This is a genomic window from Phytoactinopolyspora mesophila, from assembly GCF_010122465.1.
GTDB lineage: Bacteria > Actinomycetota > Actinomycetes > Jiangellales > Jiangellaceae > Phytoactinopolyspora > Phytoactinopolyspora mesophila.
On record NZ_WLZY01000001.1, the window covers coordinates 430,853 to 447,004 of the forward strand.

Below are 16,152 nucleotides of genomic sequence, written 5' to 3' on the forward strand. Positions count from 1 at the left end.
TGGACGCCGGGTCGAAACCGGCGCCGCAACGTGGAGCGGTGGTGCGGCCAGCGCTCGGGCGCTGGGTCTTGCTTACGAATGTGGGCGCGGGGCATTCACGCGCAATTGGATCCTACGCTGATGTCCGGCCGGTTACGTGCCAGTAGCGCGCTGTTGGCCAGATTGCCTGTGTGTCCTTGCTCACTGCGCAGTGCTGTTGTCTACCCGGAGCGGACGCAGCGGAAGCCGATGTTGCCTGCTGAGCTGTCCGGAGTGTTCGAGCTTCGTGCGTCGACGCGATAGCGGTAGCAGTAGCTGGCGTGGCATAGGTGGGATCCCCCGCGCATGGACTTGCGGCCGGTGCGGGCTGGGCCGGCCGGATCGACGCTGGGGCCGGTCAGGTGCCAGGTGGGGTCGAACCAGTCGGAGCACCATTCCCAGACGTTGCCGGTCATGTTGTACAGGCCGTAGCCGTTGGGTTCGTAGGCATCGACGGGGGCGGTGCCGGTGTGGCCGTCAGCGGCGGTGTTCTTCGTTGGGAAGGTGCCTTGCCAGACGTTCATGCGGTGCTGGCCGCCGGGTTCGCGCTCGTTGCCCCACGGGTAGCGGTTCTGCACCAGGCCACCGCGGGCCGCGTACTCCCACTCGGCCTCGGTGGGCAGGCGTTTGCCCGCCCATTTGGCGTAGGCGCGGGCGTCGCGCCAGGTGATGTGGACCACTGGGTGGTTCATGCGGTCGTCGATCGTGGAGTCCGGGCCCTCGGGGTGGCGCCAGTCCGCGCCGTGTACCTCGCGCCACCAGGGAGCCTCGGCGATGCCGCGGGTAGGTGGGAAGTTGTCGGGCAGGAAGCCGGCGAAGACGAAAGAGGTTCCGAGCCGTTCGGCGACGGTGATCCAGCGGGTGGCTTCGGTGAACACGGAGAAGTCAGCGTTGCTGACGGTGGTGGTGTCGATCCAGAACGGGCTCAGCGTGACTTCTCGTGCTGGCCCTTCGCCGTCGGCGGGATAGCCGTCCTGGGCGTCGGTACCCATGAGGAACGTGCCTCCGGGCAGGTGTGTCATGCCGGCGGTGGCGTCGCCGGTGCCGGAAGGCTGCGGGAGGGCGTCGATGGCCACCGTCTGACCTTCAGGCCGGCTGGCTGAACAACAGGGTTGGTCGGTCATGGCTCTCCCTTCCCGGGCTTCGCTCGCGGCGCCGAGCCACAGCTGTGCGCCGGGGTCTGCCTCGTCCGTCATCAGCATCGCAGATCGAGGCCAACGTGCGGCGCGGTGCCCGGGGGAACGCGCGGGCGAAAGATAAGTCCCGTATTAGGACCAATCTGATATGTGGCGGCCGCTGGAGAGGATCGGTAAAAAGGAAAGGCAATTTACAGTACGCGACGGCAAGCGGACGAAGGGAGGGCAAGCGAGCGGGGGCTAGTGAACGGGGATAACAGGAGGAGGCTGGAACATGACAACCACGCTGATCCGAACCGGGTTTGCCACATTCACCGGCGCCGCCATGGTGGTCGCCCTGGGGCTCGTCGGCGCTCCCGCCGCCGCTGCGCACGGCTATACCGACAGCCCTGTCAGCAGGCAGTTGCATTGCGCGCAAGGCACGGTCGACAACTGTGGCCCGATCCAATGGGAGCCGCAGAGCGTTGAGGGTCCGGACGGCTTCCCGGACGCGGGCCCGCCCGACGGCCAGATTTGCGCGGGGGGCAATCAGTCATTCGCTCCGCTGGATAACCCACGTGGCGGCAACTGGCCTACCGAGACCCTGGTGGCGGGCGCTGACCACGAGTTCCGCTGGCAGTTCACCGCCCCGCACAGCACGTCGAAGTTCGAGTATTTCGTCACCAACGACAGCTATAACCCACTTGATCCGCTGACCCGGGACATGCTCGAGCCGGAGCCGTTCGCCACCGTCCCGTTCCAGGGACAGCCGCCTTTCGAGTATTCACACGTCTCGCAGCTGCCCGCTGACAAGCAGGGCCGGCACCTCATCCTGGCCGTATGGACCGTGGCGGACACGCCCAATGCTTTCTATGCCTGTCACGACGTGGTGTTCAACGGCAACGGCGGCGGCCCCGGCGACCCTGACCCCGAGCCACCGGAGTGCGAAGCGCCCGCCTGGAGTGCGAGCGCGGTTTACCTGGGCGGCGACACGGTGAGCCATGAGGGTGTCGAGTATCGGGCCCGGTGGTGGACGCAGGGCGAAGAGCCGGCGGCGGGTGGCGCCTGGGATGTGTGGGAAGCGATCGGGGATTGTGTGGCGGCTGTCCCTGTGGAGGCGAGCTTGACCGCCCTCTAACGCGGCGGACCTTCTGCGGTCCCGCACTGGAACGCTGGCCGGCGGCGTCGCCGGCCAGCGGCTTCGGTGCGCCCGATTCTGTTGTGCGCCTGCACGTTATATGAACACATGCTAATGTGTTTGCGTGATGCATAGGTCAGAGTTGGAGCTGGTGGCGGAGCTATTCAAGGCTCTGACCTCACCTGCACGGCTGGCCATCATCCGCCGCCTGGCCGAGCATGAGGCGTGTGTCCACGAGCTGGTCGAGGTGACCGGCCTGTCGCAATCACTTGTGTCGCAGCACCTGCGGGTGTTGCGCGGTGCGCGTCTCGTGCATGGGGAGCGCGACGGCAAAGAGGTTCGTTACAGCTTGATGGACGAACACGTCGCGCACGTCGTCGATGACGCGATCTCGCACGTGAGTGAGCCTCTGCGGGGCGGTGAACCCGGCGACGTCGAGCAGCCGGGTGATGAGCACGAGGAATCCGTTAGCCACCACAAGAAGGGCGCATGATGAGCACTACACACGTCACCCATGACGGCCACACCCACACGCACGCACCTGACTGTGGGCACGTCGCTGTCGAGCACGAAGGCCATGTCGACTATCTGCATGACGGCCACCTGCACCACGCGCATGAAGACCATGTCGACGAGCATGACGTCGAAGTCCACGTCGTCGACGGTTCGCATGATCACGAGCATGGTCCCGGATGCGGGCACGCCACGGTCGAACATGGTGACCACGTCGACTATGTCCACGGAGCCCACCGTCATGCCGCGCACGACGGCCACTACGACGAGCACTAGTGCCGTCCGCCGGGATCTCCCCGGCAATGGTGTCTCGCGGGTTGGGTGATCCCGAGTTCGCCTAGTGCTAGTCGGTGCCGGACTCCATGGCCGCACGGTCGAGAAGGGTGCCGTCGTCGTCGGTTTCGCCGCGAGACGCGATCGCTTCGGCTCCTCCGTGGGCCATTTCCCCGATCAGTTCCGGGCGCGGCGCGGCGCCGATCAGCTCCGCGTGGGCGGACCCGACCAGGCCGAGCCCCGTGTACTGCTCGAGTTTGGCGCGTGAGTCGGCGATGTCCAGGTTGCGCATGGTGAGCTGGCCGATCCGGTCCAGGGGCCCGAAGGCCGAGTCCTCGGTGCGTTCCATGGACAGCTTGTCCGGGTGGTAGCTGAGTGCGGGGCCGGTGGTGTCGAGGATCGAGTAGTCTTCACCGCGGCGGAGCCGAAGAGTCACTTCTCCGGTGATGGCCGAGCCGACCCAGCGCTGAAGCGACTCGCGCAGCATCAGTGCCTGCGGGTCGAGCCAGCGGCCCTCGTACATGAGCCGGCCGAGCCGCCGGCCTTCGGCGTGGTAGTTCGCGATGGTGTCTTCGTTGTGGATCGCGTTGACCAGCCGCTCGTATGCGGTGTGCAGCAGCGCCATGCCGGGCGCCTCGTAGATGCCTCTGCTCTTGGCTTCGATGATGCGGTTCTCGATCTGGTCGGACATCCCAAGCCCGTGCCGGCCGCCGATCTCGTTGGCCCGCTTGACCAGGTCGACGGCCGTGTCGAACGCGGTGCCGTTGATGGTGACCGGGCGGCCCCGCTCGAAGCCGATGGTGACGTCCTCGGCGGCGATCTCTACGGCCGGATCCCAGAAGCGCACGCCCATGATGGGCTGGACCGTTTCCACCCCGGTGTCGAGGTGCTCCAGGGTTTTGGCCTCGTGGGTGGCGCCCCAGATGTTGGCATCGGTCGAGTACGCCTTCTCTTCGCTGTCGCGGTAGGGCAGGTTGTGAGCCTGTAACCACGAGCTCATTTCCTTGCGGCCGCCGAGTTCAGCGACGAAGGCCGGGTCGAGCCACGGCTTGTAGATGCGCAGATTGGGGTTGGCCAGCAGTCCGTACCGGTAGAACCGTTCGATGTCGTTGCCTTTGAACGTCGAACCGTCGCCCCAGATCTGGACGTCGTCCTCGAGCATCGCCCGAACCAGGAGTGTGCCCGTGACCGCCCGGCCCAGCGGCGTGGTGTTGAAATAGGACCGCCCTCCGGAGCGGATGTGGAACGCTCCACAGGTCAGGGCGGCAAGCCCTTCCTCTACCAGCGCGGCGCGGCAGTCGACCAGGCGCGCGATCTCGGCGCCGTACAGCGTCGCTCGGCCCGGGACCGAGTCGATGTCGGCTTCGTCGTATTGCCCAAGGTCGGCGGTGTACGTGCAAGGCACCGCGCCTTTGTCGCGCATCCACGCGACCGCGACGGAGGTGTCGAGACCTCCGGAGAAGGCGATGCCGATCCGTTCGCCGGCAGGCAGGGAAGTGATGACCTTGGACATAGGCAAAAGTATGCGCTGCTTTGCATGAACATGCAACCGACGCAGCCCGGTGCGCGGTGATCATTGTGCTCGTTTAGGGGCTATAGCACCTAAACGAGCACAATGATCATGAGGGAATGTACGCGGCCGTGACGACGATGCCGTCGGACGCCGCGCCCGATACCTCGATCTCGCCGGGAAAATCCCGGACCGGCGTCTGCAACCGAAGCCGGATCGTGCCGCCCGCGCCGTCCCAGTGAAAGCGCACGATGTGGGCGTGGTGGAAGCCCAGCCAGCGTCCAGTGACCGCGGACCACAGCTTGTAGAGCGACTCCTTGGCGGAGAAGGCAACCCTGCAGGCAAAGCTGACATGTGCTGCGGTGTCAGCGAGCAATTCGATCTCGGAGGCGGACAGCACCTCCCCGCACAGCTCGGCCGGTAGCGGGAGTTGAGGCTCGGCGTCGATGCCGACCGCTCGGATCCGCGTCGTGCTCGCCGCGACGGCCGCACGGTAGCCGGCGCAATGGGTGATGGAACCGCAGAAGCCCACTGGCCAGACTGGCGCGCGATGACGGGTGCCGATGGCCGATACCGATGCTCCGACGTCGCGGAGCGCGGCGCGGGCGAGGATCCGGCCGGTGGTGAATTCAGCACGTCGACTGGCGCACGCGCGACGCACGGCTGAGGCTTCGCTCGGCAGCAACCTTCCCGGCAAGTCCCGCGTGGTGTCGCGCCAGGCGAGGTGGGTGGGCAGGTCAGGACGCGGCATCGTCGCGGATCTGCTGTGCTTCCCGGACGCGATCAGCGACGTCGGCGCGGATGATCTTGCCCGATGGTGTCCGCGGCAGATCGAAGAACACGATGTCGCGCGGCTGTTCGTAGGGTGCGAGGTTGGACCGGCATGCGTCGAGTAGCTCTTGCTCCGTGGGCGGCTCCGCGTGCGGCTCGGGTTCGATGGCTGCGACGGGGACCGCGCCTACGCGCTCGTCGGGCATGCCGATCACCGTGGCCTCACGGACGCCGGGATGGCGCTGGAGTACCTGCTCGATCCGTTCTGGCTGGATCTTGAAGCCGCCGCGCTGGATGACCGCGTCCGCCCGTCCGGCAATCCAGAGGAAGCCGTCGGCGTCGATGCGGGCGAGGTCGTTGGTGCGCGTCCAGGACGATGTGCCGGGTTGAGCCTGGTCGGAGCGGACTTCCAGGCGGCCCACCCAGCCGCGGGGGAGTACGGTCCCAGCGGCGTCGCTGACCCGGAGTTCGACGCCGGGGTAGGCCCGGCCGGCGCTCCCGGCCTTGGACCGCACCCAGTCGGCGTGTAGCTGTCGTGTCCAGCCCGCGATGGCGCCGGCAAATTCGGTGGTGCCGTAGGTCGTCAGGACCGGAATACCGTAGTGATCCCAGAAGCCCCGCGTGACCTCAGGGGGGCAGTGGCTGGCGCCGGTGTTGATCAGCGCCAGTGAGGATAGGTGGTCGGTGGGCGGCCGGGCATCGAGGATGCTCCGCAACGCGGCGGGGACCAGGAACGCGGTATGGACGCGATGCCGGTGGACTGCGGCCACCCAGTCGTCGACGTGGAAGCGCGGCATCAGCACGATCCGGCGACCGGACACGACGGCGCCCAGGAGGGCCCAGAGTCCGGCGATGTGCGAGATCGGATGCGCGATGACGGTGGTTGGCCGCGGCGCTGCCATGCCGTTCTGGTCGGTGGTCTTGTACTGGCCGCTCGCGGCGAGTGACGCCTCCACCTGCCGCTCATGGAGGGTGATGGTGCGTGGCGGGCCGGTGGTGCCGGACGACGATATCTCGATTGTGGCGCCGGGCGGCGCGTGCTCCGGCGCCGGGTTCGGTTGAGGATGAGCGGCTGGGCCGGGGACGACGTTTCCGTCGGCGAGGAGCGCGCCGTAGCGGGTCCCGGTGGCGCGGATCGCCTCTGTTACGCGCGTGTCCCAGAGGGTCGCGGGGCTGGCGAGTACCACCGGGAGGCGGGCATGTGTCAGGGAGGTGGCGAGGGCCGGCGGGGGCTGGATGGCGCTGAGCGAGACCAGGCAGCGCCCGCTGGACAGCACAGCCAGCGCGGCCGCGATGTGCTCGGGCTTGTTGTCCAGGACAATCCCGACACGTTGCTGGGAGCCGCACCCGGCCGCCTGGAGGAAATCCTCGGTGGCGGCCATCAGCGCGCGCATGTGTCCCCAGGTCCACCACCCGTCCTGGTGCACGAGGGCGTCCGCGTGCGCCGGAGGAGCCGCCACCGCCCCGGCTAGTCGATCAGCGAACCCCATGTGTTCTCCCTTCACCGGGAAGTGGACATCCCCAATGTCAGTATAGATAATGATTCTCAGTCTTATAGCGCCTGCTGGGTCCGCCTCTCCATGGGGTGACGCAGCTGGAAGGAGCCGCATGACCTCGACCGATGTCGGGCCGTACGCCATGCAAACGGCCGCAGATCGCACCGATGATCACTCACGGTTCTTCGGTCTCACTGACATTCAGCACGCCTACCTATTCGGCCGCAGGCCCGGACTCGAGCTGGGCGGTCTGGCGCCTCGCTGCTACCTCGAGCTGGCGGGTCAGAACCTGGACATCGACCGCTTCGAGGCCGCGGCCGGGGAGCTTTTCGAACGCCATGACATGCTGCGCGCCCGGCTCGCCGGGGAAGATCGGCTGCACGTTGCCGACCCCGCGCCGCCGAGCGTCGAGTACGCGGACGTCAGCGGGTTGCCGCAGGCAGAGCGGGACCAGCGGCTGGAGCAGACCCGTCGCCGGATGCGCGCGGGCTCCGACACAATCGGCCCGCCGGTGGAGCTGAGTCTCACCCGGGTCGGCGAAAACCGCTGTCACGTGCACGTCGCGGTGGAACTGCTCTTTCTCGACCTGCGGAGCGTGCTCCGGCTGCTGGCCGAGCTCCGTGCTCTCGTCGACGGCGACCCACCCGGCCCGGCACCGGGCCGGTTCGGTGATTACGTCGCCGCGATCGACCGGCGGGCCGCGGGAGCCGAAGGCCAGGCCGCTGCCGAGTACTGGCAGCGGCGCCTCGATCACTTGCCCAACGCCCCAGAGCTCCCGCTGGCGGTCGCGCCCGAGCAGCTCGGCCGTCCCAAGTTCACCTCACTCCGAACCGACCTCGACGTCCGCACCTGGCAGCGCCTCGAAGCGGCCGCGCGGGCTCACGGCCTGGAACCCTCGACGCTGCTGCTCGCCGCGTTCACCGAGGTTGTCCGCACGTGGTCCAAAAACGCCGAGTTCACCCTGACCCTCACCGCGCACGAACCACGAGCCGTCGTTCCTGGCCTGCACGAGGCCGTCGGACAGTTCAGCATCCCGAGCCTGCTCGAAGTCTCCGCCGAGGCGGGGCAGACATTTCTGGAACGGGCCGCTGATCTGCAGCGGCGCATGCGCGAGGACACCGAACAGCTGGCCTACAGCGGGATCCAGGTGCTGCGTGAGCTCAGCCGCCGGTCCGATACCGGCCGGGTGTCGATGCCGGTCGTGTTCACCTCCACGGTGGGAACCGCGGCGCCTGACGGCTTGGCCGCCTTCGGTGAGCTGATCGAGATCAGCACCGATACGCCACAGGTCTGGTTGGAGAACCAGGTCATCGAGTCCGCGGAAGGCATCGTGGTCACTTGGCACGCCGTGGATGGGCTGCTTGCCGCCGGTGTGCTCGACGCCATGTTCGCGGCGTACCGCGATCTGCTCGATCGCCTTGCCACCGATGAGTCCTTGTGGCAGCAGAGCGGCAGCCTGGTGCCACTGCCGGCCGAGGCCGCGGCCGAACAGCGGCAGGCGAACTCCACCGCGAGCGATATACCGGCGGCCCGCCTACACGACCTCGTGGCCGAGGCCGCCCGGCGTCACCCGGACGCACTGGCTGTGGCCGGCCCTTCCGGCGAACTCACCCATGGCGACCTGGCCGCGCGCTCGTACCAGGTCGCCCGGCACCTGCGCGAGGTCGCCGCGCCGCGCCCCGGCGAACTGGTAGCGGTCTGCATGCAGGCCGGAGCCGAGCAGCTGGCGGCCATCCTCGGCGTGCTGCACGCTGGCGGCGCCTACGTCTGTATCGACCCCGAACTCCCTGCTCAACGGCGCGCCACGCTGCTTCAGCGCTGCCGGGTTCGTGCCGTCGTCACCGATACCGTGCTGGCCGAGACGCTCCACTGGCCCGACGGCGTCGACGTCGTGACGGCCGACGGCGAGCGCACCCGCGCCTACAGCACGGAAGCAGTGGTGAGCGCGCAAGGCTACGACGATCTCGCGTACGTCATCTTCACCTCTGGCTCCACCGGCGAGCCCAAAGGTGTCATGATCACTCACCGCAGCGCCGCCAACACCGTGCAGGACATCAACGAGCGTTTTCGGGCCGGCAGCCATGACCGGGTGCTGTCGCTGGCGCCGACCGGATTCGACCTCTCGGTGTATGACATCTTCGGCGTGCTCTCCGCCGGCGGCGCCGTCGTGGTCCCAGATCCTTCCCGGGCGGCGGATGTGCACCACTGGAGTGAACTCGTCGCCCGCCACGGCGTCACGATCTGGAACACCGTGCCAGCACCGATGCGGCTGTGGATCGACAGCCTCGAGGAGCCGGGCCGGACCGGAGCCGGCGACACCCTCCGTCTGGTGCTGATGAGCGGCGACTGGATTCCAGTCGACCTGCCGGACCGGATCCGCGCTCGCTTTCCCCGGGCACAGATCATCTCCCTGGGTGGCGCCACGGAAGGCTCCATCTGGTCTATCTACCATCCGATCGAGCAGGTCTCGACCGAATGGGTGAGCATCCCGTACGGCAAGCCGCTCGCCAACCAGAGGATGCACGTCCTCAACCGTTGGCTGCAGCCGTGCCCTACCTGGGTGACCGGTGAGATTCACATCGGTGGCGTGGGTGTCGCGCAAGGCTACTGGAAAGATCCGGTCCGCACCGAGGAGCGCTTCATCGTCCACCCGGCCACCGGGGAACGGCTGTATCGAACCGGCGATCTCGGCCGGTACCTGCCCGGCGGCGACATCGAGATCCTCGGACGTGAAGACCACCAGGTGAAGATCAACGGGTATCGGGTGGAGCTCGGCGAGATCGAGTCGTGCCTCAGTGCCGCACCCGGTGTCCGGCAGGTGCTGGTCACCGCTCCGCAGCATCCGCGGACGGGCCAGCGGCAGATCGTCGCGTATGTGGTTCCGGAAGCTCGGCCGGACAACGGGCTCTTCGACATCGAGGCGTTGCGGCAAACGTGCGCGGAGTCATTGCCGAGCTTCATGGTGCCCAGCCACTATCTACCCACCGAGCACATCCCGCTGACCGGAAACGGAAAGATCGACCGGGCTGCCCTGGTATCGCCGTGGGCCGACGACGAAACCAGCGCTGCCGTCCAGGTGGCGCCGAAGGACGACGTCGAGGCGAAGGTCGCGGCGATCTGGGCCAAACAACTCGGGCACGACGAGTTCGGCACCACCGACGGGTTCTTCGACATCGGTGGCGACTCCCTGCACGCGGTCGGCATTCTCCGCGAGGTCCGGGAGGAGCTCGGCGTCAGCGCCGAGGCTGAGCAGGACCTCGTCGAAACACTGTTCATGAACGCCGACGTCGCCGCGTTCTCCGAGGTCGTCAAGCGGGGAGCCGCGTGACCGGCTGGGATTGCATCGTTGTCGGCGCTGGGTCGGCCGGATCGGTACTCGCCTCGCGGCTCGCGGCCGGCAGCGGCGCCCGAGTGCTCCTGCTGGAGAGCGGGCCGGACCGTTCCGACGACGAAGCCCCCGATCATCCGCTGCGTTCGGCGAGCACCCTGGTCCTGAAGGGACACAACTGGGACCACCGTGTCAACCTGCGCTCCAGCAGCGCGCGAGAGGATCTGCTAGCCGGGCGACTCACCGCCGCCGGGGCACCCGCCGCCAGGGCGTTGTATGCGCGGTTTCCCTACGCACTCGGCCGGGGTGTGGGCGGGTCGTCGGCGGTCAACGGCGCGGTGGCGCTGCGGGCTCTTCCTCGCGACTTCGGTCAGTGGGTACGCGAGGGGAACACGGACTGGTCGTGGGGCTCGGTGCTGCCCTTCTACCGGCGACTGGAACACGACCCAGGGGCCGCGGGCAGTGATGGGGACGGCGACGAGCTGCACGGCGTCGGCGGTCCGGTGCCCATCACCCGCACGGAGGAGATCAATGCGCTCGACGCCGCGTTCCTGGCGGCCTGCGTCCAGCTCGGCATCCCGGAGCGCAAGGACCTCAACGACGGTTCCGAGGCCGGTGTCGGCCCGGTTCCCACCAACTCGGTCGATGGCGTGCGGATGGATGCATCGAGCACCCACCTCGCGCCGGCGCGCCGGCTGCCGAACCTCGAGGTCCGGGCCAACACCGACGTGATGCGCGTAGTCGTCGAACAAGGCCGCGTAGCCGGCGTGGATGTGCTGACGGGCACCGGCAGTCAGTTCCTTCCGGCTGACCGCGTGATTCTGAGCGCCGGCGCGATCGGTAGCCCGCAGGTCCTGCTGCGCTCCGGTATCGGCGACCCCGCGCTGTGCCGGGCGCTCGGCATCGCCGCCGTGGCGGAGCTTCCCGGGGTGGGCGAGGGGCTGAGCGATCACGTGTCGGTCGTGATCTGGGCGGTGCCGCGCGCGGGTGTGGGCTCGCCGAGCCCGCGCTGGCGCGACGTCCTGGCCCGGCTCAGCAGCGGCTACGACGAGCAGACCGACCTGCAGGTCGGCTTGCTGAACAATGTCGACACTTCAGCTATCCCGGGCTTCGCTGGACGGCTGCGGGGCGGAGCGCTGGGCATGTCGGTGATGCTGATGCGTCCGGAATCGCGCGGACGAGTGTTCCTGCGCTCGGCCGATCCAGCTGTGCCGCCCGTGGTCGAACTCGGGCTGTGCTCGGCTCCGGAGGATCTGGACCGGCTGGCCGGTGGTGTCCGGGCCGCGTGGGAGCTGCTGCACGCGCCCGGTATCGGTGAGCACATCGACAGCGTCCAGTTCTGGTCCGCTCGCACCCTGAACGACGCGGCCGTCCTGCGTAGCGGCATCCGCAATATCGCGAATCCCGGCTGGCACGCCGTCGGCACCGCCCGAATGGGGCCGGCGGCCGACCCCGCGGCGGTGGTGGATCAGCGCTGCCGGGTGCACGGGGTAGCGGGCCTGAGCGTCGTCGACGCGTCGGTCTTCCCGTCGATACCGAGCACTCCGACCAACCTCACGACCATGATGCTCGCCGAGCGAATCGCGAAGGAGATGTTGACATCATGACCGGGCGCCTGCGCCTCTATTGTTTCCCGCACTCTGGTGCCACCGCATCGGTCTATCGCCCCTGGCAGACCATGGCCGGACCCACGACCGACATCCGTCCCGTCGACCGGCCCGGCCGCGGCCTACGTACCAGGGAACCAGCGGCTGCCTCGTTATCCGAGCTGGTCGAGGCCTGCGCTCGCGAGGTGCTGGCGGACTTGGCCGACGATCCACACGTGCCGTGGATGACGTTCGGGCACAGTTTCGGGTCCGTCGTCAGTCTGGCGACCGCGGCCGCCGTCGCCGAGGCCGGCCGTGCCCCGGTCCGGGCCATCGTTTCGGCGGGTCTGCCGCCGGCGCAGCACTCGGCGGTGGACGAGGCCGCCGGTCTGGATGACGAGGCGCTTCTGGCGCAGATCAGTGACATCGGTGGCACCCCCAAGTCCCTGCTGGGCGCCGGGCCGGTGCGGGACCGGATCTTGCGGCACTTCCGCGAGGACCACGCGATCCGTAGCCAATTCTCGCGGCAGCGAGGGCTGCGGGTGGACATCCCGTTGTCGATCATCTCCGCGAGAGGGGACACGTACGCGCCGCCGGATCGGATGTCCGCGTGGGCCGAGCACAGCACGGTGCCTTCGGAACAGGTGAGCGTCGACGGTGATCACTTCGCGGTGATGCGCGACCCCCAGCCGGTCTGGGCCGTTATCCACCGTCACATCACCAGAGAGGGTCAGCATGCGCACCAGCCCGGATGATCCTGATCATGAGGCGTTCCGGCAGAGGTGCCGGGACTTTCTCGAACGCGATGTCGTGCCGCACCACGCGCAGTGGGAGCGCGACGGAATCGTCGGCCGCGATTTCTGGCGCGGTGCGGGCAAGGCTGGGCTGCTCGCCATGGGTGCGCCGGCCGAACTCGGCGGCGCTGGGCGGCCGGAGTTCCGGTATGCCGCCTTGCTCACCGAGGAGCTGATCCGGGCCCGGGTGACAGCACCCGGCATCGTCGCCCACAACGACGTCGCGGCGTCCTACCTGCTGGCCAGAACTACACCCGAGCAGCGTAGCCGCTGGGTTCCGGGGCTGGCCGCCGGTGAACTCGTCGCCGCGATCGCCATCTCCGAACCCACCGGCGGGTCGGACCTCGCGGCTCTACGGACCACGGCCCGGCGCGAGGGGGAGCACTACGTGCTCAACGGTGAGAAGGCGTTCATCACCAACGGCGAGAACGCCGACGTCGTGGTTGTGGCCTGCCGCACCTCCGACGCCCCCGGCACGCGGGGCATCAGCTTGATCGTGGTGGAACGCGGCACACCTGGTTTCACCCGCGGGGAGCGGCTACCGACGCTGGGCTGGCTGGCCAGCGACACGTGCAACCTGCGTTTTGAAGACTGCCGGGTGCCTGCTGAGAACCTGATCGGCGCCGAAGGCGCCGGCTCTATGTACCTGATGTCGGGTATGCCCCGCGAGCGGCTGAGTATCGCTGTCGTGGCGGTGTCAGCGGCCGAACTGGTGCTGGCCGATGCCCTGGAGCACGCCCGGACCCGACAGGCGTTCGGCGGAACGCTTGGGAGCCTTCAGCACAACCGCTTCACCCTGGCGACGCTGGACACCGAGGTCTCCATCGCCCGGGTGTTCCTCGAGCACTGCATCGATGAGCTCGACGAGGGCCGGCTCACCGTGGCCGACGCCGCGAAGGTCAAGTGGTGGACCACCGAGCTGCAGGTCCGGGTGGCCGACCGCGCACTTCAGTTGCACGGAGGCCACGGCTACCTGGCCGGAAACGACGTCTCCCGGGAATGGATCAACAGCCGGGTGCAGACCATCTACGGCGGTCCCACCGAAGTGATGAAGGAACTGATCGGCCGCTCCCTCGGACTCTGAACCCGATGTCTGTCTTAGGAAAGGACACCTCATGAGCACCGTCGACGATGCACTACAACACCACAACCGAGAGGCGAACAACACCAAGTACGACCTCGGTGATTTCACGGTGGAGGTCGCCACCCCGGAGGAGTGGAAGGTGGTGACCGAGTGGGGCAACGGTGAGCACTGGAACATCGGCTTCCGCGACCCCGAGTGTTTCTTCGCCATCGACCCCGGCGGGTTCTTTCTCGGCAAAGCCGGCGGACGTCCCGTTTCCGCGGTGTCGCTGGTCAACTACGACGACTCCTACGCCGTATGGGGTCACTATCTGGTGGCGCCGGGGGAGCGGGGCAAGGGCTACGGCATCGGCGTGTGCAAGGTCGCCAGCCGGCATTCCGGGAATCGCACCACCGCCGGTGACGCCATGCCGGAACAGGTACAGAACTACAGCAAGGACGGCTCCCAGCCGATCCACAAGACCGTCCATTGGTATGGCGACCTCGCCCGGACCGGCTCGCAGCACGAGCAGGTGGTCCCGATAACAGCCGCGCACCTGGACGCCGTCGCCGACTACGACGCGGAGTCCTTTCCAGCCCGGCGCGGTCCTTTCCTGGAGAAATGGCTCTTCGCCGAGGGACACCGCGCGCTGGTGTATCTGAGCGACGACGGCGTGGCGGGTTACGGTGTCATCCGCCCGGCGCCGGTGGGACACCGCATCGGGCCGCTGACCGCGGACACCCCTGAGATCGCACATGCCCTGCTCGAATCCCTGACCGCCGAGCTGCCCGCCGGTGAAACCATGTCCGTCTTCGCCCCCGATCTTCAGCCGGCTACGGCGGGCCTACTCACCGATCTCGGCCTGGCTGAGCACTTCCACGTCGTGCGGATGTGGCGAGGTCCCCGCCCGGATCTTCGCACCGAACGGGTCTACGCCATCAGCAGCCTGGAGGTGGGCTGATGGAGGAGAAAACCCCGACCCTCTACGAGTGGGCCGGCGGCGCCGAGGCGCTGGACCGGTTGATGACCGAGTTCTACCGGACCGTGCGCGCCGACGATCTCCTTGCGCCCCTGTTCGCCCGGATGTCCGACGACCACCCGCACCACGTCGCCTTGTGGTTCGGCGAGGTGTTCGGTGGTCCGCCGGCGTACTCCGAGCAACGCGGCGGGTTCAAAGCGATGCGGGCCCGGCATGTCAACAGGGCGATCAAACCCGAGCAGCGCGCCCGCTGGGTGCAGTTGATGATGCAAGCCGCCGACACCGTCGGGCTTCCCGACGACGCGGAGTTCCGGTCCGCCTTCGCCGCCTATGTCGAGTGGGGTTCGCGACGGGCGATGAGCAACTCCCAGCCCGGAGCCACCCTCAGTCGCCGAACCACGATGCCGTACTGGGGCTGGGGCGAAGCCCCGCCGGGATTCGACTGAGAGGGATCGAACATGAACAACGACGACGTCACCGGTGCGGCCGGGACTCAGCCTGGTCCGAGTGAAGCGGACCATGCATGGCGACTGTGGCAGCTCAGCGACTTGACCACACCGTGGGCGCTGCGGGTGGTGGTGACGCTGGGCGTGGCCGATCTGCTCGTCGACGGTCCGGTCGACGCGGCGCTATTGGCGAAGCGGACCGGAGCCGATTCCGGCGCGCTGGCCAGGCTGTTGCGGCATCTGGCCGCCCGCGGCGTCTTCTTCGAGGTGGCCCCGGGCCTGTTCGAATTGAACGACGCCGCGCGCTGCCTGCGCGCGGGACACCCATCCCGGATGCACGAGTGGCTGTCCATGGACGGCGCGGCCGGGCGGATGGACCAGGCCTATGCTCAGCTGCTGAGTTCGGTGCGTACCGGCGGCGCGGCGTACGCGGAGATGCACGGGCGCTCCTTCTACGACGACCTCGAAGCGGACCCCGAGTTGCATCGCTCGTTCGACGAACTGATGAGCCAGGACTCCGTGGACTACGGCTCGATGGTCGACCACCTGGACTGGTCCGGCGTGCGGCACGTCGTCGACGTCGGCGGCGGCCAGGGTGAGCTGCTGGTCTACCTGCTGGCCCGCCATCCCCACCTGCGGGGCAGCCTGTTCGAACTGGCCGGCACCGCCGAGCAGGCACCAGCCCTGCTGGCCACCAACGGCGTCTCCGACCGCTGCGAGGTGGTCACCGGCAGCTTCTTCGACGAGGTGCGCCCAAGCGGCGCAGACACCTACCTGCTCGCATCCGTGCTGCACAACTGGAACGACTCCGACGCCACTGAGATCCTGCGCCGCACGGCACAGGCAGCAGGCCCGGGCGGGCGGATCGTGGTGTTCGAAGGATGTGTGGACGACACCACCGACCAGTCCTGGGCAACGCACCTCGATCTGAAGATGCTGGTGCTCCTGGGCGGCCGCGAACGCACCGCCGAGGAGTTCCAGGACCTGGCCCGGGACGCCGGCCTGAGCGTCGCCGGCGTCACCCGCACATCCCGCGGCCCGTTCGCGCTGCCCTTCGCGGTGATGGAACTCGTCGTCGATGACCACAGCTGACCCGCGCCGGGGAGGGGAGCCTCTCCAAGC

The 16,152-nt window shown here is 68.1% G+C and carries 13 protein-coding genes and 2 pseudogenes; 11 read left to right on the top strand and 4 right to left on the bottom strand.

The window, feature by feature from the left end; all coding sequences use genetic code 11:
* Positions 1 to 200: 200 nt before the first annotated feature.
* Positions 201 to 1,142 (bottom strand): formylglycine-generating enzyme family protein, encoded by a 942-nt coding sequence (locus F7O44_RS01935; protein WP_162448493.1) that lies wholly within the window; start codon positions 1,140 to 1,142, stop codon positions 201 to 203.
* Positions 1,143 to 1,428: 286 nt separating this feature from the next.
* On the opposite strand from F7O44_RS01935, the pseudogene F7O44_RS01940 reads away from it, so the two are divergent.
* The 4 genes and pseudogenes from F7O44_RS01940 to F7O44_RS01950 form a co-directional block, all read left to right on the top strand.
* Positions 1,429 to 2,028, top strand: a pseudogene (locus F7O44_RS01940) (lytic polysaccharide monooxygenase auxiliary activity family 9 protein); the annotation flags it as partial.
* Positions 2,023 to 2,271 (top strand): carbohydrate-binding protein, encoded by a 249-nt coding sequence (locus F7O44_RS31510; protein WP_343073821.1) that lies wholly within the window; start codon positions 2,023 to 2,025, stop codon positions 2,269 to 2,271. The pseudogene F7O44_RS01940 and the gene F7O44_RS31510, both read left to right, overlap by 6 nt.
* Before the next feature lie 127 nt (positions 2,272 to 2,398).
* A pseudogene (locus tag F7O44_RS01945) lies at positions 2,399 to 2,677 on the top strand (ArsR/SmtB family transcription factor); the annotation flags it as partial.
* An 86-nt stretch (positions 2,678 to 2,763) separates the two neighbouring features.
* Positions 2,764 to 3,060, top strand: a complete 297-nt coding sequence (locus F7O44_RS01950; protein ID WP_162448495.1) for a threonine dehydratase — start codon at positions 2,764 to 2,766, stop codon at positions 3,058 to 3,060.
* Between the two features lie 67 nt (positions 3,061 to 3,127).
* Here F7O44_RS01950 and argG read toward each other — a convergent pair whose 3' ends face one another.
* From argG to F7O44_RS01965, 3 genes are all read right to left on the bottom strand, one after another.
* Positions 3,128 to 4,570: an argininosuccinate synthase gene (gene argG / locus F7O44_RS01955; protein WP_162448496.1), complete on the bottom strand. Its 1,443-nt coding sequence runs from the start codon at positions 4,568 to 4,570 to the stop codon at positions 3,128 to 3,130.
* 106 nt (positions 4,571 to 4,676) lie between these two features.
* Entirely contained in the window at positions 4,677 to 5,318 is a 642-nt protein-coding gene (locus tag F7O44_RS01960) for a 4'-phosphopantetheinyl transferase family protein (RefSeq protein ID WP_162448497.1), read from the bottom strand.
* Positions 5,305 to 6,828 (bottom strand): class I adenylate-forming enzyme family protein, encoded by a 1,524-nt coding sequence (locus F7O44_RS01965; protein WP_162448498.1) that lies wholly within the window; start codon positions 6,826 to 6,828, stop codon positions 5,305 to 5,307. The genes F7O44_RS01960 and F7O44_RS01965 overlap by 14 nt, the downstream gene beginning before the upstream one ends.
* A 118-nt stretch (positions 6,829 to 6,946) precedes the next feature.
* On the opposite strand from F7O44_RS01965, the gene F7O44_RS01970 reads away from it, so the two are divergent.
* The 7 genes from F7O44_RS01970 to F7O44_RS02000 are packed head-to-tail and all read left to right on the top strand — an operon-like array spanning position 6,947 to position 16,122.
* Positions 6,947 to 10,162 carry a non-ribosomal peptide synthetase gene (locus tag F7O44_RS01970; protein WP_162448499.1) on the top strand — a complete coding sequence of 1,072 codons (3,216 nt, stop codon included), beginning with the start codon at positions 6,947 to 6,949 and terminating at the stop codon, positions 10,160 to 10,162.
* Positions 10,159 to 11,769: a GMC family oxidoreductase N-terminal domain-containing protein gene (locus tag F7O44_RS31515; RefSeq protein ID WP_162448500.1), complete on the top strand. Its 1,611-nt coding sequence runs from the start codon at positions 10,159 to 10,161 to the stop codon at positions 11,767 to 11,769. Before F7O44_RS01970 ends, F7O44_RS31515 begins: the two co-directional genes overlap by 4 nt.
* Positions 11,766 to 12,503, top strand: a complete 738-nt coding sequence (locus tag F7O44_RS01980) for a thioesterase II family protein (protein ID WP_162448501.1) — start codon at positions 11,766 to 11,768, stop codon at positions 12,501 to 12,503. The genes F7O44_RS31515 and F7O44_RS01980 overlap by 4 nt, the downstream gene beginning before the upstream one ends.
* Positions 12,484 to 13,626, top strand: coding sequence for an acyl-CoA dehydrogenase family protein (locus tag F7O44_RS01985; protein WP_162448502.1), 1,143 nt, complete (start codon positions 12,484 to 12,486; stop codon positions 13,624 to 13,626). The genes F7O44_RS01980 and F7O44_RS01985 overlap by 20 nt, the downstream gene beginning before the upstream one ends.
* Before the next feature lie 31 nt (positions 13,627 to 13,657).
* Positions 13,658 to 14,566, top strand: a complete 909-nt coding sequence (locus tag F7O44_RS01990) for a GNAT family N-acetyltransferase (RefSeq protein ID WP_162448503.1) — start codon at positions 13,658 to 13,660, stop codon at positions 14,564 to 14,566.
* Positions 14,566 to 15,030: a group II truncated hemoglobin gene (locus F7O44_RS01995; protein WP_162448504.1), complete on the top strand. Its 465-nt coding sequence runs from the start codon at positions 14,566 to 14,568 to the stop codon at positions 15,028 to 15,030. Before F7O44_RS01990 ends, F7O44_RS01995 begins: the two co-directional genes overlap by 1 nt.
* A 12-nt stretch (positions 15,031 to 15,042) precedes the next feature.
* Positions 15,043 to 16,122, top strand: coding sequence for a methyltransferase (locus F7O44_RS02000; RefSeq protein ID WP_162448505.1), 1,080 nt, complete (start codon positions 15,043 to 15,045; stop codon positions 16,120 to 16,122).
* Positions 16,123 to 16,152: the final 30 nt, after the last annotated feature.